Origin of the sequence: Streptomyces sp. NPDC001480, from assembly GCF_042894725.1 — a bacterium.
GTDB lineage: Bacteria > Actinomycetota > Actinomycetes > Streptomycetales > Streptomycetaceae > Streptomyces.
This window is the reverse complement of record NZ_JBIAVX010000006.1, coordinates 14,478-31,620: the sequence shown is the minus strand read 5'-3', so window position 1 is coordinate 31,620 and position 17,143 is coordinate 14,478. Positions and strand designations below refer to the sequence as shown.

The 17,143-nt window shown below is 69.7% G+C and carries 17 protein-coding genes and 5 pseudogenes; 15 read left to right on the top strand and 7 right to left on the bottom strand.

All coding sequences use genetic code 11. The features are described 5' to 3' along the window. Positions 1-6: 6 nt before the first annotated feature. Genes ACFY01_RS15635 through ACFY01_RS15625 form a run of 3 tightly spaced genes read left to right on the top strand, consistent with a single transcriptional unit; the run spans position 7 to position 4,428 of the window. On the top strand, positions 7-1,758 hold the full coding sequence (locus tag ACFY01_RS15635; RefSeq protein ID WP_390736259.1) for a DUF3556 domain-containing protein: 1,752 nt from the start codon (positions 7-9) through the stop codon (positions 1,756-1,758). Continuing rightward, positions 1,751-3,166: a phytoene desaturase family protein gene (locus ACFY01_RS15630; RefSeq protein ID WP_390736258.1), complete on the top strand. Its 1,416-nt coding sequence runs from the start codon at positions 1,751-1,753 to the stop codon at positions 3,164-3,166. Before ACFY01_RS15635 ends, ACFY01_RS15630 begins: the two co-directional genes overlap by 8 nt. Beyond that, positions 3,163-4,428, top strand: a complete 1,266-nt coding sequence (locus ACFY01_RS15625) for a PucR family transcriptional regulator (RefSeq protein WP_390736257.1) — start codon at positions 3,163-3,165, stop codon at positions 4,426-4,428. Before ACFY01_RS15630 ends, ACFY01_RS15625 begins: the two co-directional genes overlap by 4 nt. Before the next feature lie 125 nt (positions 4,429-4,553). Here ACFY01_RS15625 and ACFY01_RS15620 read toward each other — a convergent pair whose 3' ends face one another. Beyond that, positions 4,554-5,324: a phosphotransferase enzyme family protein gene (locus ACFY01_RS15620; protein WP_390736256.1), complete on the bottom strand. Its 771-nt coding sequence runs from the start codon at positions 5,322-5,324 to the stop codon at positions 4,554-4,556. Positions 5,325-5,341: 17 nt separating this feature from the next. Between ACFY01_RS15620 and ACFY01_RS15615 the strand changes: the two genes are divergently transcribed. From ACFY01_RS15615 to ACFY01_RS15600, 4 genes and pseudogenes are all read left to right on the top strand, one after another. Next, on the top strand, positions 5,342-5,674 hold the full coding sequence (locus ACFY01_RS15615; RefSeq protein ID WP_390736255.1) for a TOBE domain-containing protein: 333 nt from the start codon (positions 5,342-5,344) through the stop codon (positions 5,672-5,674). 217 nt (positions 5,675-5,891) lie between these two features. Then, positions 5,892-6,224 (top strand): putative quinol monooxygenase, encoded by a 333-nt coding sequence (locus tag ACFY01_RS15610; protein ID WP_390736254.1) that lies wholly within the window; start codon positions 5,892-5,894, stop codon positions 6,222-6,224. 286 nt (positions 6,225-6,510) lie between these two features. After that, positions 6,511-7,009: pseudogene (locus ACFY01_RS15605) on the top strand (IS5 family transposase); the annotation flags it as partial. Positions 7,010-7,104: 95 nt separating this feature from the next. After that, complete coding sequence (locus ACFY01_RS15600) at positions 7,105-7,308, top strand: hypothetical protein (protein WP_030677427.1); 204 nt, start codon at positions 7,105-7,107, stop codon at positions 7,306-7,308. 41 nt (positions 7,309-7,349) lie between these two features. Here the strand turns inward: ACFY01_RS15600 and ACFY01_RS15595 are convergent. Together ACFY01_RS15595 and ACFY01_RS15590 are read right to left on the bottom strand one after the other, a co-directional pair. After that, positions 7,350-7,550: pseudogene (locus ACFY01_RS15595) on the bottom strand (IS630 family transposase); the annotation flags it as partial. An 83-nt stretch (positions 7,551-7,633) separates the two neighbouring features. Next, positions 7,634-8,440, bottom strand: coding sequence for an NAD-dependent epimerase (locus tag ACFY01_RS15590; RefSeq protein ID WP_390736253.1), 807 nt, complete (start codon positions 8,438-8,440; stop codon positions 7,634-7,636). A 155-nt stretch (positions 8,441-8,595) separates the two neighbouring features. On the opposite strand from ACFY01_RS15590, the gene ACFY01_RS15585 reads away from it, so the two are divergent. Together ACFY01_RS15585 and ACFY01_RS15580 are read left to right on the top strand one after the other, a co-directional pair. Next, complete coding sequence (locus tag ACFY01_RS15585) at positions 8,596-9,537, top strand: GlxA family transcriptional regulator (RefSeq protein ID WP_390736252.1); 942 nt, start codon at positions 8,596-8,598, stop codon at positions 9,535-9,537. 310 nt (positions 9,538-9,847) lie between these two features. Then, the gene (locus tag ACFY01_RS15580) at positions 9,848-10,561 is read left to right on the top strand and encodes a VOC family protein (RefSeq protein ID WP_390736251.1); all 714 of its coding nucleotides are present in this window, start codon (positions 9,848-9,850) and stop codon (positions 10,559-10,561) included. A 27-nt stretch (positions 10,562-10,588) separates the two neighbouring features. Here the strand turns inward: ACFY01_RS15580 and ACFY01_RS15575 are convergent. Further along, positions 10,589-10,751 (bottom strand): annotated as a pseudogene (locus ACFY01_RS15575) (VOC family protein); the annotation flags it as partial. A gap of 566 nt (positions 10,752-11,317) precedes the next feature. Here ACFY01_RS15575 and ACFY01_RS15570 point away from each other — a divergent pair. The 3 genes and pseudogenes from ACFY01_RS15570 to ACFY01_RS15560 all read left to right on the top strand — a co-directional run. Next, positions 11,318-11,485, top strand: coding sequence for a hypothetical protein (locus ACFY01_RS15570; protein ID WP_390736250.1), 168 nt, complete (start codon positions 11,318-11,320; stop codon positions 11,483-11,485). A gap of 153 nt (positions 11,486-11,638) precedes the next feature. Then, the gene (locus ACFY01_RS15565) at positions 11,639-12,313 is read left to right on the top strand and encodes a hypothetical protein (RefSeq protein ID WP_390736249.1); all 675 of its coding nucleotides are present in this window, start codon (positions 11,639-11,641) and stop codon (positions 12,311-12,313) included. A 268-nt stretch (positions 12,314-12,581) separates the two neighbouring features. Then, positions 12,582-12,757 (top strand): annotated as a pseudogene (locus tag ACFY01_RS15560) (IS5/IS1182 family transposase); the annotation flags it as partial. A 187-nt stretch (positions 12,758-12,944) separates the two neighbouring features. Here ACFY01_RS15560 and ACFY01_RS15555 read toward each other — a convergent pair. Continuing rightward, positions 12,945-13,082: pseudogene (locus ACFY01_RS15555) on the bottom strand (IS5/IS1182 family transposase); the annotation flags it as partial. Between the two features lie 75 nt (positions 13,083-13,157). Continuing rightward, complete coding sequence (locus ACFY01_RS15550) at positions 13,158-13,751, bottom strand: TetR/AcrR family transcriptional regulator (protein WP_390736248.1); 594 nt, start codon at positions 13,749-13,751, stop codon at positions 13,158-13,160. 124 nt (positions 13,752-13,875) lie between these two features. On the opposite strand from ACFY01_RS15550, the gene ACFY01_RS15545 reads away from it, so the two are divergent. The 3 genes from ACFY01_RS15545 to ACFY01_RS15535 all read left to right on the top strand — a co-directional run bounded on the left by ACFY01_RS15545 (position 13,876) and on the right by ACFY01_RS15535 (position 16,332). Further along, positions 13,876-14,985: an FAD-dependent oxidoreductase gene (locus ACFY01_RS15545; protein ID WP_390736247.1), complete on the top strand. Its 1,110-nt coding sequence runs from the start codon at positions 13,876-13,878 to the stop codon at positions 14,983-14,985. A 653-nt stretch (positions 14,986-15,638) separates the two neighbouring features. Beyond that, positions 15,639-15,959 carry a DUF6191 domain-containing protein gene (locus ACFY01_RS15540; protein ID WP_390736246.1) on the top strand — a complete coding sequence of 107 codons (321 nt, stop codon included), beginning with the start codon at positions 15,639-15,641 and terminating at the stop codon, positions 15,957-15,959. 196 nt (positions 15,960-16,155) lie between these two features. Further along, the gene (locus ACFY01_RS15535; RefSeq protein ID WP_390736245.1) at positions 16,156-16,332 is read left to right on the top strand and encodes a hypothetical protein; all 177 of its coding nucleotides are present in this window, start codon (positions 16,156-16,158) and stop codon (positions 16,330-16,332) included. A gap of 107 nt (positions 16,333-16,439) precedes the next feature. On the opposite strand, the gene ACFY01_RS15530 is transcribed toward ACFY01_RS15535, so the two are convergent. Continuing rightward, a complete protein-coding gene (locus tag ACFY01_RS15530; RefSeq protein ID WP_390736244.1) occupies positions 16,440-17,114 on the bottom strand; it encodes a TetR/AcrR family transcriptional regulator in 675 nt (224 codons plus the stop codon). Positions 17,115-17,143: the final 29 nt, after the last annotated feature.

Below are 17,143 nucleotides of genomic sequence, written 5' to 3'. Positions count from 1 at the left end.
GCAGCCATGGGATTCCTCGCACCCAACACGGCGGACGTCGACCTGCCTCAGTGGCGCGACCGCCCCTACCCGCAACGCATCAGGCCGCTGGCCGAGCACTGGACCCTGTACGGCTTCGGCACCCCCGGCATCGTGCACCTGCTGTACCTGGTGAAGATCACCCTGTACGCACTCGGCGGTATCGCGGTCGTCTCCGCGACCCCGGGCGTCGGCGGCATCGCGCACGTCGGTTCCTGGTGGGCGCAGCCGATCGTCTATCAGAAACTCGTCGTGTGGACACTGCTGTGGGAGGTGCTGGGCCTCGGCTGCGGTTCGGGCCCGCTCAGCTCGCACTTCCTGCCGCCGGTGGGCGCCTTTCTGCACTGGCTGCGCCCCGGCACGGTACGGCTGCCCCCGTGGCCCGGCCGGATCCCGTTCACCGCGGGAAGCCGGCGAACCGTCACCGATGCGGGCCTGTACGCGGCGCTGCTGGGGGCGGCGGTGTGGCTGCTGTGCTCACCGGCCGAGGCAGGCGCACCGGGCGCGTCCGGCGTGCTGGCTCCCTGGCGCGTCGCCGTCCTCGCCGCGCTGCTCGCGGTGCTCGGGCTGCGGGACAAGACCGTCTTCCTCGCCGCCCGCGCGGAGCACTACGGTCTGACGCTCGTGGTCTTCCTCTTCCCGGCGAGCGACATGACCGCCGCGCTGAAACTGGTCATGCTCGCCCTGTGGTGGGGCGCCGCCTCCTCCAAGCTCAACCGCCACTTCCCGTTCGTCGTGGCGGTGATGATCAGCAACAGCCCGCTGCGCCCCGCCTGGTTCAAACGCCGGCTGTACCGCCGCCACCCCGACGATCTCAGGCCGTCCGCTCTCGCCGCGGCGGCCGCGCACGGCGGCACGGTCATCGAATACGCGGTGCCGCTGGTCCTGGCGCTCTCGAACGGCGGTCCCGTCACCACGGCGGCGCTGGCCGTGATGGTCGTCTTCCACCTGCACATCATGTCGACCTTCCCGATGGGTGTGCCCCTGGAGTGGAACGTCTTCTTCATCTACTCGGCGCTCGTCCTCTTCGGACACGACGCGGCGGTCGGCGCCTTCACCGTGCACTCCCCGTGGCTGGCCGCGGTGCTGGTGCTGAGCCTGGCCGTGGTCCCGCTGCTCGGGCACGTCCGCCCCGACCTGGTGTCCTTCCTCCCCTCGATGCGCTACTACGCCGGCAACTGGGCCACCAGCCTGTGGTGCTTCCGCAAGGGCGTCGAGCACCGGCTGGGCGAGCACGTCGTGAAGGCGTCCGGTCTGCCCGTGGACCAGCTCACCCGCCTGTACGGAGCCGAGGCAGCCGAGCTGGTGCTGCACCAGGGGCTGGCCTGGCGGGCGATGCACAGCCACGGCCGCGCGCTGGCCGGGCTGCTGCCGCGAGCCGTGGACGACGTGGAGTCATACGATGTCCGGGACGGCGAGACCGTGGCGGGAGCGGTCCTCGGCTGGAACTTCGGCGACGGCCATCTGCACAACGAGCAGCTGGTGGCCGCCGTACAGCAGCGGTGCGATTTCACGCCGGGCGACCTGCGTGTCGTCGTGCTGGAGTCCCAGCCCACCCACCGGCAGCGCCAGCACTACCGCATCGTGGACGCGGCGAGCGGCCTGATCGAGGAGGGGTATGTGAACGTGGGGGAGATGGTGACCCGGCAGCCGTGGCTGGACGACGAGGCGCCCGCGATTCCCGTGGAGCCCGTCCTGAGCCCGCGTCCGGCGACCGAGGCGGCGGCCGCACATGAGTGACGCGATCGTGGTGGGGGCCGGCCCGAACGGGCTGGCCGCCGCCGTCGCCCTGGCCCAGCGGGGGCTGAAGGTGACCGTCCTGGAGGCCGCCGACGAGATCGGCGGCGGCACCAGGAGCAGCGAACTGACCGTTCCCGGCGTCCTGCACGACCACTGCTCCGCCGTCCACCCGCTGGGCGTCGGCTCACCGTTCCTGCGCACCCTCGGCCTGGAGCGCTACGGCGTCGACTGGGCGTGGCCCGAGGTCGATCTGGCCCACCCGCTGGACGGCGGGCGGGCCGGGGTGCTGGTCCGCTCCATGGAGCGGACCGCGCGCGGGCTCGGCGCGGACGGTCCGGCCTGGGAGCGGTTGTTCGCCCCGCTGGCCGACCGCTTCGAAGCGCTCATCGAGGACGTGCTGCGCCCGGTGCCTCATCTGCCCGCCCACCCGGTGGCACTGGCCAGGTTCGGGCTCAGGGCACTCCAGCCCGCGACGGCGATGGCCCGGCGCTGGCGCACCGACGAAGCCAGGGCGCTGTTCGCGGGGGCGGCGGCCCATCTGATGTATTCGCTGACCGGGCCGGCCGGTTCCGCGGTCGGGCTGATGCTCGTCGGCGCCGCCCACCGCTTCGGCTGGCCCGTCGCCCGCGGCGGCTCGCGGACCATCACCGATGCGCTGGCCGTACTGCTCGGCCGGCTCGGCGGGACCATCGAGACGGGGGTGCGGGTGGACTCCCTGGCCGAACTGGCCCCCGCCCGGATCGTCATGCTCGACACCGCGCCCGGAGCCGCGGCACGCATCTGCGGCGACCGGCTGCCCGGCCGGGTGCGCCGGGCCTACCGCGGCTGGCGGCACGGCCCGGCGGCGTTCAAGGTCGACATCGCCGTCCAGGACGGCATCCCGTGGACCCATGAGGCATGCCGCCGCGCGGGCACCGTGCACCTGGGCGGCACCCTGGAGGAGGTCGTCCGAACGGAGGCGCAGACCGCCGCCGGCCGGATGCCCGAGCGCCCGTTCGTCCTGGTCGGCCAGCAGTACCTCGCCGATCCCGGCCGCTCCCGCGGCGACATCCACCCCGTGTGGGCTTACGCCCACGTCCCGCACGGCCACCCCGGTGACGCCACCGAGGCGGTGCTGCGCCAGATCGAGCGGTTCGCGCCCGGGGCCCGGGAGCGCGTCGTGGGACTCTCGACACGCTCGACCACCGAACTGGCCCGGTACAACCCGAACTTCGTCGGTGGCGACATCGTCGCCGGTGCCAACACCGCCCGGCAGGTCGCGCTGCGCCCCCGGATGTCCCTCGACCCCTACAGCACCGGCATCCCCGGCGTGTACCTGTGCTCGGCAGCCACCCCACCCGGTGCGGGGGTGCACGGCATGTGCGGTGCGAACGCCGCTCGCTCCGCACTGCGGTACCTGGACCGGTGAGCGGCGCCGTGGGACGGTCGGCGGACGGCGCACCCGACCCGGTCGTCCTCGTGGCTCAGGTGATGCAGGAGCGCCGGGACGAGGTCATCGCCAAGCTGGTCGCCACCACCGAGGCGGAGATCGCCCAACTGGAACACGACGAACCGCTGCACGGGCTCCTGGAAGCCAGCATCACCGAAAACATCGTCACGGCCCTGCACGTCATCATCAACCGCATCGACCCGCAGACCGTGGACGCGCCGGCCTCGGCCGTCTCTTACGCCCGCAGGCTCGCCCAGCGCGACGTTCCGCTCTCCGCCCTGCTGCGTGCCTACCGGCTCGGCCATGCGCAGAGCCTGGACCTGATCCTCGGCGAGGCGGTCCGACTGGGGCTGCCGGACCCGGCGAACACCGTGATCACCCTGGTCAGCCTCAGCTCCGCCTATGTGGACCGGGTCAGCGACCAGATCGGCCGTGTCTACGAGGAGGAGCGGGAACGATGGGTGGGCACCCGCGGCATGCTGCGCCAGTACTGGGTCAGCCAGCTCCTCGACAACCCCCGTGTCGATCTGCGACAGGCCCAGGCAGCCCTCGACTACCGGTTGTCCGGCAACCACCTCGCCGTCGAGGGCTGGCTCCACGGCACTACGGCGACCACCGACCCCACCGCCGTCTTCGACCGGCTGGCCTCGCTGCTGTCCACCGTCCTGCATGCCCATGGCCGCCCCCTGCTGGTCCACACCGACGAGGCGGGCGTCCGCATCTGGCTGGCCGTCAGGCGCGACCGCCCGGTGGACCCCGACACCATTGCCGCCGAACTGGCCGACGCCGCGCTGCCGGTGCGTGTCGCCCTCGGCACCGTCCGGCCGGACCTGGACGGATTCCGCCGCAGCACCCGCGCCGCCGCCCGCGCCAAGGCCCTCGCTCTCTCCGCGGGGGCCGGCACTCCCGCAGTGGTGGCCTTCACCCGGGTCGCCCCCGTCGCCCTCCTGGTCCAGGAACCCCGCGAACTGGCCGACTTCGTCTTCGACACCCTCGGCGAGCTCGCCGTGGACGACCGCCGCCGCGAACTCCTCCGCGAGACGCTCCGTGTCTACCTCGCAACCAATCGCAGCTACGCCGCCACCGCGGACCAGCTGATGGTGCACCGCAACACCGTCCACTACCGGATCCAGCGCGCCGTCGACCACTACGATCTCGACCTCGACGCCAACGCCTTCGACCTCCACTTCGCTCTCACCATCTGCCGGTGGCACGGGTCGAAGGTCCTGCGCCGCGTGTGAAGACGACAGGCACGTGCCGCGCCCACGGCTCCGGTGACCACCCGACCGTAACCTCGACGTCGAGGTCGCCGGTCGCGCGAGCCCGTGTTCCCGAGCTGATGGACGACAGCAGCCGACCGGAGGCGCTACTCAAACAGGTGTCGGTGGGCTTGGCTCCATGCCGACTTGTCTTCGAGGTCCTGCAGGTAACCGTCGGCCGCCCAGGTTGCCTGGGGTTCGTGCCCGGCATCGGCCAGCCGGCGTACTCGTTCGGCGTTTTCCCGCTGCTCGCGGATGACGGCGTCGACGATGTCGGTGGTGGAGCGGAGGCCGTAGGCGGTACAGAAGCGTTGCAGGCGTCGACGGCGGTCGGGCGGTTGCGGATAGCGGAGCCAACGGGTGCACTCGGTGTCGTCCCTGAACGGTGCCACGTACTGCAGTGCGTAGGCGATGTCGTGCAGGCGTGCTGCCGGGCGAGCGAAGTCGAAGTCGATGAGGCCCACCGGCTGCCGTCCCTGCCAGACCACGTTCCACGGGCCGAAGTCACCGTGGCAGATCACCTCACCGCCGGTGGACTCCGTCGCATCGTCAGCCCAGGCGGCGTTGTCGGGCGGGGTGAAACCCGCCGTGGCGTCGTGGTACTCGCGCAGCAGCCGGGCAAAGGCGGTCAAGCCGTCGTCTTCCACGACCTTGGCCCACCCCAGCGATCCCGACTCTCCCTCGACATAGCTGAGGACCTCGCGGCCTTCCTCGTCGATCCCCAGGGCCCGCGGAGCGAAGGGGAAGCCCACTGCTTCGAGATGGCGCAGCAGTGCGTGCACCGTTTCGGTCCAGGGCTGGACGGGTCGGCGGACGGTGTCGCCGATCCGCACGACCTGCCGGTGAGCGTGATCCTGCAGCATGTCCTCGATCGTCACCCGCAGAGGTCCTGACCGTGAACCGAAACGACGGGCCCTTCGCGCTGGGCGGTCGCCCGCTGTCCGTCGCCTGGGACATCCCCCGGTGCACGACCGAGGTTCAGGTCGGTGTCCGGCCCGAATACGTCAAGATCGTCAAGGACCCCGGCCCCAACACCTTCCCCGGCCGGCTGAGGGGCGTCAGCGACCACGGCGCGCAGCGTGTGCTCGAGGTCGAGGTCGCAGGGCAACCCGTCAGGGTCAAGACGCCGCGGGAGGAGGGAGTTCCGGTCAGCGAGGAGGTTTTCGTGCACCTGCCGCGCGCCAAGGTCCTTCCGTACGGGAACGGAAAACTGGTACTCCGGTCGTAACGATCCGTCCGCCACTACGGCGACGCGTTCGGTGTCGTGGAGTCCGCCGGCCGGCACCGGCGAGCCCAGCTCGTATGATCGCGTCGCCATGAGTCCTGATGGCGCGGCCGGAACGCAAGCGAAGCCCGCCTCTCGTGGATCGGCTCGCCGTCCTGCCGGTGCCGTATGCACAACGTTTGTTTTGATGCAGTTGCACAGCCATCAGCGAAGGAATCCCATGATCTTCATCACCGCGAAGTTCCGAGTCCGTCCCGAAGACGCCGACCGTTGGCCCGAGATCACCGCTGACTTCACCCGGGAGACGCGCGCCGAGCCCGGCTGTCTGTGGTTCGACTGGTCGCGCAGTGTGGACGAACCGACGGAGTACGTCCTGGTCGAGGCCTTCCGCGACGACCAGGCAGGGGCTACGCATGTGCAGTCCGCGCACTTCAAGGCTGCGCAGCAGACGCTGCCGCCGCATCTCGTCGAGACGCCGCGCATCGTGAACGCGAGCGTTCCGCAGGATGACTGGTCGTTCCTCGGGGAGATGGCGGTCCCACGGCAGCAGTAGCTCCTTGTCCAGGCGTCAGCGAGCGGTGCGCTCGCGGTACGACCGCCACGGCTCCCCGCTCCGTCCGCTGCGGTCACGGGGGCCCGGCAGGGCGACTGCGGGTCGCACTCCGCTCCAAAAACGCAGCGACCGGGTGAGGAACGGCGGACTGCCCCGGCGTCGACTTTCCTTCGCCCGGCTCCGCGGACTTCCAAGCGAGTTGTTTTCTACCAACTGATCGTTTCAGAATGAAGTTCGTTGTGAGGATTGGCAGTTGAGTGTTGCGTCGGCAGGACCTGTTGGGTGCTTGGATGACGCTGCGGTCGACGCCTCGCACATCAGGGCGCTCAAAGGGGGCTCACACCGGACCTTCGCCGGTCGACCGCGTCCGCCCGGGCAGCAAGCACCACCTCGCCACCGACCGGCACGGGACCCCACTCGCCCTTACCCTGACCAGCGGAAACCGACACGACCTCACCCAGCTCATGCCGCTCCTGGACGCGACCCCCGCAGTCCGCGGGCTGGTCGGCCGGCCCCGCAATCGCCCCCGACGGGTCTTCGCCGACCGCGACTACGACTTCGACAAGTACCGCCGCATCCTCCGGACCCGCGGCATCACACCCAAGATTGCCCGAATCGGCGCTCCTCACGGGTCCGGACTCGGCAAGACCCGCTGGGTCGTCGAGCGCACCTTCGCGTGGCTCCACCAGTTCAAACGCCTCCGCATCCGCTACGAGATACGCGCCGACCTCCATCTCGGCCTGCTCCAACTCGCCTGCAGCATCGTCCGCTTGAGACGACTGGATTCCGGCTCCGTCCCTCTTTCCCGGGTGCGGCAACCTGCCCATCGCCGACCGTTAGCCGCTTGGATAGGCTCGGCCGGAACCCTTCAGGAGGTGTCATGGCGAAGGTCACCATCAGCCTGGACAGCGATTTGGCCATCGAGGTCATGCTGCTGGCTGGCACCAGGAGTCCGCAGGATGCTGTCGAGTTGATCGTCCGGGACTACCTGGCACGGGGTCACCGCACCGAGGCTCGTGCCGGCAACGCCGCCGACCAGGATCGCCTCGCCGACCGGCGGTCAGCGCCGGAAGAGGGCCGGTGAGCACTTCAGGTGAGATCGGCGTGTCGGCCGGTGGTTGTAGGTCTTCTGGACAAGGTCCGGCTGGTGTCCTCGTCGGCCTGCACCAACTGGGCGATCACCAGCGCCTGGTTCCCGCCGGCCGAGGCCAACAGCATCATGGCGCGCCGATGGCGCATCGAGCTGGTGTTGCCCCGACGCACGATCTGCTGCAGCTTCCGCCCCTCCTGGTTGGTCAGTCTGCGCACACGGACAGGCTCGGCCACCGCACCTCCAGCGGTTGGATCGGACGTCACCACCCGTCCAACCGCCACGATCACCAAACCGGCCAACCTACGCGGTCAGAGCACTAGATCACTTCCCCGAGTACGTCGTTCACCGGAGTGACGCTCACGCCGAGGATCTTCTCGGTCTCGGAGTAGTCGATGACAAACGGGTGGCCGGGCTTGGTGAGTACTTCGTGCATTTCCGCCCAGAAGGGCTCGGTGAACGCCAGCAGGGTCAGGTCGCGTTCGGTCATCTCTTCCATCCGCGGTTTCGGGGCATCCGCGAGGTCGGCGAGTCGCCCGGCCAGTTCCCGCACCGACAGGGTCGAGGTGGGTACGTGCCAGGCACGGCCGTACGCCTGCTCGTTGCGGCTCGCCGCAACCAGCGTGCGTGCGGTGTCGCCGATCGCCGAGTAACTGTGTGGCACGTCGAGTTCTTGCGGCACCAGGACGAGCCTGCCTTCCATGACCTGCCGCTGCACCATGAGGCTGAACACCGAGACAGCGCCGGCGCCGTAGAACTGGGCGGCCCGCACCTCGGTGACCTTCACTCCTGAGGCGGCGGCCTCCTCCCAGGCCCGCGCTCTGGTCCGCCCCTTGGGACCGGTCGCCGTCAGGGGCAAGTCAGGCGTGATCGGCCCGCTCACCGGCCCATAGGCGTAAAGGTTGCCGAGCATGACGTACGCGACCCCGGTCCGCCTTGCCGTGCTGAGGAGCGACGCCGACAAGACCGGGAACTGTTCGGGCCAGAGGTGGTACGGCGGCGCGGCGGTGGTGAACAGCGTGTCCGCCCCCTCTGTCAGCTCGGTGAGCCGGTCGGTGTCGGTCGCGTCCGCGGCGACCTTGTCGATGAGCGGGTGGTCAGGCCCGCCGCCCGTCCGGCTGATCATTCGCACCCGCTCGCCGTCTTCGGCAAGAAGAAGAGCGGTAGTCGACGCAGCGGCCCCACGACCCACGATCACATGAGATTTCATGCCGACAACGGTGCCGCTCTACGACTTCATGGGATAGTGGCCACAATGCCAACCCTCCGGAGGATCTGGCCATGCATCGCGTCGCCGCAGTCATCGTGCCGCCCGTGCTGAGCTTCGACGTCTCGATCCCGCTCATGGTGTTCAACAACGTCGAGCACTACGACGTGCATGTCTGTACGGCGCGGCCCGGCCCGACGCCGACCGTCGGCGGCCCCGACATCGTGGTGCCGGACGGCCTGGATGCGATGGAGGGCGCCGACACGGTGATCGCCGTCGGCAGCGGCGGCGAGCAGGCTCCCACGGAGGTCCTGGACGCTCTACGGAAAGCCGCAGCCACCGGCGCACGAATCGCCTCCCTGTGTACGGGTGCGTTCGTACTGGCCCAGGCCGGCCTGCTCGACGGGCTCCGCGCCACCACCCACTGGGGACTGGCCGACGACCTCGCCAGCCGATTTCCGTCCATCGATGTACAGCCCGACCTCCTCTTCGTCGAGGACGGTGGCATCTTCACCTCGGCGGGCGCAGCGGCCGCCATCGACCTGTGCCTGCATCTGGTCAGGATCGACTACGGCGCGTCGGCCGCCAACGCGGCCGCGCGGCTCGCGGTCGTCCCTCCCGTACGGCCGGGCGGCCAGTCCCAGTTCATTGAGACCCCGCTGCCGCCGGAGCGCGGCACTTCACTCGCACCCACCCGCGTCTGGGCGCTCGAACACCTTGATCGCGCGCTCACCCTGACCGACTTGGCCAATCACGCCAAGACGAGCGTGCGCACTCTCACCCGACGCTTCCACGCAGAGACTGGACTGAGCCCGCTCCAATGGCTGCTGCACCGGCGCATCGACCGGGCCAGAGAGCTTCTGGAGACCACCGGGCTGCCCATGGATCAAGTAGCAAGGAAAAGCGGTCTGGGCAGCGCGGACTCCCTCCGCAAGCACATGGTCGGACGGGTTGGACTCACTCCCACGGCCTATCGCGCGAGCTTCAACCGGGCGCCCACTGCTGCCGCCCGCTGAACGTCGAAAGCACCCTGTGGTAGTGCACCCCACCCGCACTGCGACGGCCACGATCTGGTGCCCCTTCCGACTGAGTCAGACCGGTAGACGTTAACGAGGTGCGGGCCGGACGGTCATTCAGGGCTGGGGGCTGTCCTCACCCGCATCAGCCAGCAACTCGCAGCCCGGGCCGCGAAGTGCAGCTCCGGCTCCGGGGCGCTGAATACTCGGCTGCAACTGAGGCTGGCCCGCTCATAGGATCCTCGTTCGAGGCGCTGACACGGCGCCCTGCCGACCGTTGGCACTCAACGGACCGAGGATGCGTGGGCCAATGAGCAGCCGACTCTTCGCAATCTCCTTCGACGCGCACCAGCCCGAGCGCCTAGCGCATTTCTGGTCCGGCGTCCTGGGCTTGGAGAGAGCCGACGATTCTTACGATGGTGTCGCCCTGCTGTCCGGGAATGAGGCCGGTTACCGCCTCGGCTTCCGTCCCTCCCAAACGCAGAAGGCCGCCCAGAACCGGCTGCACTTCGACCTGACCAGCTCCTCCCTGGAGGACCAGCAGGAGACCGTGGCCAGGGCGCTCGACTTCGGTGCGCAGCACGCTGACGTCGGCCAGGGTCCGGACGCGTCCCATGTGGTACTGGCCGACCCCGAGGGCAACGAGTTCTGTGTCATCGCGCCGGGCAACAATTTCCTCGCCGGCTGCGGCTTCATCGGAGCGCTCGCCTGTGATGGTTCGCGGACGGTGGGCTACTTCTGGAGCGAGGCGCTGGGCTGGCCGCTGGTCTGGGACCAGGACGAGGAGACCGCCATCCAGTCACCGAACGGCGGTACGAAGATCACGTGGGGTGGTCCGCCACTCATGCCGGACCCCGGCAAGGACCTGCACTTCGACATCGCACCGGACGACGATCAGCAAGCGGAGGTCGAGCGCCTGCTCTCCCTCGGGGCGAAGCGTCTCGACTCCGCCCACGGCGGGGAGGGCGCAGCGCTGCTGGCCGACCCCGACGGCAACGAGTTCCGCGTGCTCACGCGCCGGTGAAGCGGGAGCCGCGGTAGGCGATTGCTGCTTCGGGCCGATCAGACACGTCCACAGGACGTCGCCCTGCCCGACGTCGAGGTCGGTGGCGCCGAGGGTCCGCAGCCGAGCCACCTCCGCTGCTATCTCGTCGCCGGGGTATGACAGCAGGTCAAGTGGACACGTGCGGCACAGTCTTGACGTCGGGCGTCTGTCTCCCTGATCGCCGCGCCCTGGACGGTGTGCACCGTCTGCTCACCCCGGGCCGGACGGTGGCACCGCACGGGCGAGGGAGCACATCGGTGAGCAGCGTCGCCGTCCGTGTCGATACCTCCAGCCCCGTCCCACCCTGCGAACAGATCCGTGCCCAACTCGCCGACCCGATCAGCGATGGCCGGCTGACAGAGGGCTAGCGACTGCCGACGGTACGACAACTGGCCGCCTACCCCGGCCTCGCCGCGGGTACCGTGACCCGCGCCTACCGGGCATGGGAGGCGGCCTCCCTGATCCGGACCCGCCGCGGCGCTGGAACACGGGTGGCCCGCCGCCACCAGGCACCCACTGGGGTGTACCACCCGACATCTCCGAGAGAACTCTAGACTTCGTTGCACGGGCTGCCGCCGTGGGCTTCGACGAGAGCACCGTGCTGGAGGCCGTACGGCGTGCCTCTCGAGACCGGGAAAGCTGAGGGGGTCGCACACTCGCCGGACGCTGATTCCGTCCTCACGGGCAAGTTCCTGGTTCAGTTCGCGGAATCTGCCCTTGAGTGGGAGAAACCTCGTGCGTCGGCTGATTCGCCCGGTGCAGGGTGCTCACCAGATCGTGCCCTCGCCGCCGCCGACCCGGGCAGGTCACCCGGCCGTGAAGGGCAGGCTCAAGCAGATCCAGTACTGCCCCGACCCGGTCGACGCCTTCCTGGCCGCCACCGCATTCGTCCCGGGCGGATGAGCGGTACCTTGCCGCCATGTGCATCTCGACAGGTGAGGCCGCGTTCTCCGGCACGATCGTGTACTGCGGAAGGCAGCACCACCCGGTGCATGGCTGATCCACGTCCTCGGCTACCAGAACACCGTAGTCAATCTGGCGGACGGACCGAACGCCATGCTGGTGCATCTGCCCACCAGGCAGCTCACCCCCAGGCACTTCCTCTCCGCTGGGCGCACCGGCGACGTCCTGCACCGTATGGTCGCCGCCGTGGAACGCGTCGCCGCCGGAGCTGACGGCATCGCATGGATGAGCGCGGAACCGCAGCCTGTCCAGGTCTTCGAGCACGACGTCTACACGGTGCTCCTGGCCACCGACCCCACCGCGCTGCGGCAAGTGCCGCTGCACCGCCGCCCGGACCTCGACCCGGCCCTCCTGCGCTTCTACGCCGCCCACTTCCCTGACCGCACCATCGCCGTGTGCTGCTTCGACAACGCCGACGCGCAACGCGCCAGGCCCTTGCTGCTGTGGTACCCGCCCTTCGACCCCGACCAGTTGACCGTGCCGGCCCTGGACAGCCACACCGGGGCGGCACCAGACCTCGACGCCGCCGTGCCCGTGGACCACTGGGTCCTGCTCTCCACTGACCAGGCCCCTGCCGACTGGGGCCAACCCGTCGACTACCCCAGGAACATGCGCCACAGCCTGCGCTCCTTCCTGCCCACCACCGTTGTGGGCCGGTACTACGGCGAAGGGCGGAACCTGCTCAACGGAGACTTCACCATCAGCCACCGGAGCCTACTCGCCGGCGACCTCGACAACATCGAGCGCCTGCAACCGACTCGCCGCTGACAAGGCAGGACGACCAGGCCGGCGCAAGTCAGCCGAGCCCGACATCACCCGATCAGATGCGCCGGCACATCGCTGATCACGGCCAAGCGCCGACCATGCAGCAGCGGGCGGCCGTCGGCTAGCGGTCGTTGCAACACCTCGGCTCAGAGGTGGCGATGGACGTCGAAGTCCGCGCGGATGCGGTGTGGGCAAGCCGGGTGCCGCCACCGCCCAGCGCTGTCGCGGGCGACTTCCACGTCGGCGGGTGGCGCTACGGGGATGGTGTTTGATCACTTGGGAGATCAACGTGGATTCCACGGTGTGCCGGGCCCACCAGCACGCCGCCGGGGCGGGGAAAAAGGGGAGCTGCAGAAGGAGCCGCCCGGCGGCGTCACCGTCGAGCCGGACGACCACGGGCTCGCGTGCTCGCGGGGCGGCCTGACCACCAAGCTGCACTGGCCGTCGAGCAGGGCTAGAAGCCCATGTCCATCGTGATCACGGCCGGGCGGGCCACGCACCCGGCCGGATCGCGTGCGCGCCGACAAGACACCCCATAGCTGCATGGGGTGTCTTGTCCGCAAGGATCACGTCCGGCCTGGCGCGGGGTCGCCCTCGCGGCCGGGGAATGCGCAGGCGGGCCATGACCTCCGTGGAGGCGGCCCGCATCCCCCGCCAGCCCGGCGGTGAGATGGAAGGCCAGTGGCCGACAGCGGTCGTCTGCAGCAAGGTGAATCTTTGTGGTCAGCCCGCCGCGGGACCGGCCGATGGCGTGGTCATCGGGTTCGCCTGCTGGGGCCCCTACTCAGGTCGAACCTGTGAGGGCGCGCCACGCGTCCACGCACACCAGGGCTCCGCGCAGACCGGGTCAGCTGCCCGGGTGGGAGGCCGCCCAGCCGTGTTCGAGCAATGCGAAGGCCTCGTCGGCGGCGCGGTGCGGCTCGGCGTGCCGCAGGATGAGGCCGCGGGCCTCCAGGGCGAAATGAGCCAGAGCGGCGCAACTGACGTCGTCCTCGGAGGCACCGACAGCCTCGGCGATGGCCCGCGCCAGGGCCGCTTCGTGGCGCGTCCACATGCGGTGGGCGTAGTCGCGCAGCGCGGGGGTCTCCTGCACCATGCGCGTGAAATCCGCGAACCGCGGGTCCGTGGCATGCACGGCGAACTGGGTCTGCTTCAGCAGGATGTGTTCGCGCAGGGCCTGCGGGATCGACGTGCCGGGGGTGCGGTCGCGCACGGCGGCAACGAGTGCCGCCTCCAGGTCGTCGTCCTGGTCGAAGACCAGAGCTTCCTTGCCGGAAAAGTGCTTGAACAAGGTGGTCACCGAGACGTCGGCGGCGTCGGCGATGTCCTTGACGCCGACCTGGTCGTAGCCGCGGTCGAGGAAGAGCTCAAGTGCGGCGTCGGCCAGGGACTGGCGGGTTTGGGCCTTCTTGCGCTCGCGGCGCCCGGTCGGTTCGGTCACTCGCTCACCATACCTCAATGTGTATCGACTATGAAAGTTTAGTGATTGCACTTATGGAGTGAGTGTGCTTTCTTGGTGAGGCCGGACCTCCCGGCGGCTCACTCACCTCCCGAGGGACACTCCCATGACCCCTGCTCGTGGTCCCCGCATCGCGATTGTCGGCGCTGGCCTCGGTGGCCTGACCTGCGCTCGAGTCCTGCAGCGACACGGCCGCTCCGTCACTGTCTTCGAACGCGAGGCCTCCGCCGACGTCCGCCCGCAGGGCGGCACCCTCGACCTGCATGCCGACACCGGTCAGGCCGCCCTGCGGGCGGCGGGGCTTCTCGACCGATTCCAAGCCCTCTCCCGCCCCGAAGGAGAGGAGTGGCGCGTGCTCGACTTCGCCGACGCCGCCCTCCTGGCGCGTCAGGGGCCGTCCGCCGTCGGCGGCCGACCGGAGATCGACCGTGGCCAACTGCGCGGTCTGTTCCTGGACTCGATCACCGAGGGCACGGTGCGGTGGGACCGCGCCGTCAGCAGGGTCACCCCGCTGCCGGACGGCACCTGCCGGCTGCTCTTCGGTGACGGCACCGCCGAGGACTTCGACCTGGTGGTCGGCGCCGACGGCGCCTGGTCACGCGTCCGCCGGGCCCTGTCGCACGCCGCACCCCGCTACACCGGCGTCACCTTCGTCGAGACCGGATTCGACCACTGCGACACCCGCCATCCCGACCTCGCGCGGCTGGTCGGCAACGGATCGATGCTGGCGAAGGGCGTCGGCATGTCCCTGGTCGCCCAGCGCAACAGCAACGGCCACGTACGCGCCTACATCGCGCTCCGCGCGCCGGAGGACTGGCATGTGGCTGCCGGAATCGACCTCGGCGACGAGCGGACTGTACGCACGCACCTGCTGACGATGTTCGACGGCTGGGACGAGAGCTTGCGCTACATCCTGAGCAACGGCGACAGCGGGTTCATCAACCGGCCCCTCTTCGTCCTGCCCGCCCCGCACACCTGGGAGCACGTTCCCGGTGTCACGCTGCTGGGCGACGCCGCGCACCTGATGCCCCCGGTCGGGCTGGGCGCCAATCTCGCTATGCTCGACGGCTCCGACCTCGCCCACGCCCTCGTCACCGAATCCAGCGTCGACGACGCCGTCCGCGCCTACGAGAGCATCATGCTGCCGCGCTCGATCGAGGCCGCGACGGGCAGTGCGCAGGGACTCGACCACCTCGTTCCCACAGCGACTTCCTGAGTCGACTCCACCGCCCCGGCCGCGCGGCCGTTCCCGCGTCGATCGTGTGCACCTTCCCGGCGGTGGCATCCGCCCCAGGGCGGCGTCGTCAGAGAGTCTGTCCGGTTTGATCACGCGATGCCGAGGGTGGCCTGTGGCTGGGCGGCGTCTCGGCCGTGTTTGCGCAGGGCGGCGGGGTGTTGTCGCAGCCGGTGAAGCGGAGGGCGCCAATGGCGAGATCTGCGAACGCGGCAGGCTGATCTACCGGCCGCGAATCCAGGGGCACCTGCGAGGCGATCACCGGGGCTTCACCTGGCAGGATTACCGAGACCTGATCGTGCGGGCCCACCTCCGACTCGGCGGACCCATCGCGGTGATCAGGGACTGTGAGAATAACGGTGTCCCGTTCGGATCACGGCCTGGCGGGGCTGCCGCGCTGTCGGGCCCCGCGCCGAAGGACTGCGGGGGAGTGGACACAAGCTCCCGAGTCCTTGGAGGTGTACGACACTTTCCCGCTCTCGCCGGTCGGCAAGGTGTCGAAGAAGGATCTCGTAGCGGACCTTCGGAAATCGGCGAACCACGGCTGAGTACTTCGGGCCGGTTCCAAGCCGGTCAGGTGCGAGACCAACTGAGCGAGGGTGACTGCCCGCAGACCTGGCCCGGATACTGGGGACATGCCATTCGTCTTCTTCATGACCCTACCCGGGCTGGTGATCGTGCTGACGCTGCTGGCCTTCGTTGACCAGCTGCTGTTGCGCGCGGGGCGGGCAGGCGTGCTGCCGTGGCGGAACAGCGCACGTCAGGGGCAGATATCAGCGACGGGATTCGAGCAACTGCATGCGAGTCTTTCCCCAGGCAAGCAGAACGAGCTGAAGGAGCGGCAGTCATCCCTGGTCATGCCGGACAACGAGGATGACGGGGCCCCGCCGAACAGGACGACGGTGGACCTGGCCGCAGGGACGGCGGTCGTACGGATGCCGCGCTCCGGGCGGTAGGTCTATCGCCCGGCCATCGGTGGCAGACGCTTCGGGTTCGTCGTCGCAGGACATGCGGTGATCGTCGTGAATGACGCTGGAACAACTGACCGACGAGGCGTGGTAATTCGTCGACCGTACCCTCCGATTCGCAAGTACGGTCCATATCGCCGAGCGGCTGCGGCAGCAGTTCGAGGGCGGCCTCCTGCTCCACACCGTGACCGTCCCCGCCCCACACCCCACCTCGGTGTGCCTGCACCCGGACGACAACCGCCTCTTCGTCACCACGACCCGGTACGGGGTGAACAACCCGGCCGCGACCTCCGGCGTGGTGCTCAGCCTCCCGGTGACGATCAGGGGAACGGCAGCCTGCTCCTGGCAGGGACGGCTCTGAGCCACACATCGATCCGGGGCTGCATCGACGGAGCTGAGGGCCTGCGCCGGTACTGATGGGTCGGCCTGTACGGGGTCTCGACTCACCCCCGACCGTGCGCGAGCTCGTCAGCTCAGCAGTACCCGGGCCTCGTCCCTGGCGGCGGCCACGGCAGGTTCGGCCAGCCCGCACAGCCGTAGGCAGGACGACGCGACGGCATCCGTGTCGGCCGCTTCCAACTCACGGGAACGCCGTACCTGGATGACGACCTCCACCAGCTGGATCAGCAGCTCGCCGAGCCGCTCGGCCGGCAGGCTCCGGGCGACGTCCTCGCTTGCCGCGAGGGCACCGAGGGCACCGTAGTTCGCCTGGAGCCGGCCCCGCTCGGCCCAGAAGGCGTCGAAGCGCTCGGCCCGCACCTCCGGCAGCAGGTAGAGCGTGCCGATGTTGTAGGGGGTGCGGGAGAGGGTGCGTACGTCCACGGCGGCCACCGCGTAGAGCGCGGTGGCCGCGTCGGTCCGCTCCGGCACCAGTGCCCGGATCCGCTCCACCATCTGCAGACTGGGCCGTACGGAAGTGGCCAGCAGCTCGGCGAGGATGTCCTCCTTGGTGGAGAAGTGGTAGTACAGCGAGGCCTGTCTGATGCCGACCCGCTCGGCGATCGTGCGGGTGCTGGTACCGGCGACCCCGCGTTCGACGAAGAGGGCCCCGGCCGCGTCGAGGATCTGCTCGCGGGCGGACGTGCCGGGGGCGGACGGCGGCGTGTGCCGGGGCCTGCCTTGACGGGGACGCGTCGTCGTCATGGCCCCATCCTGCCACCACCCCGGCATGC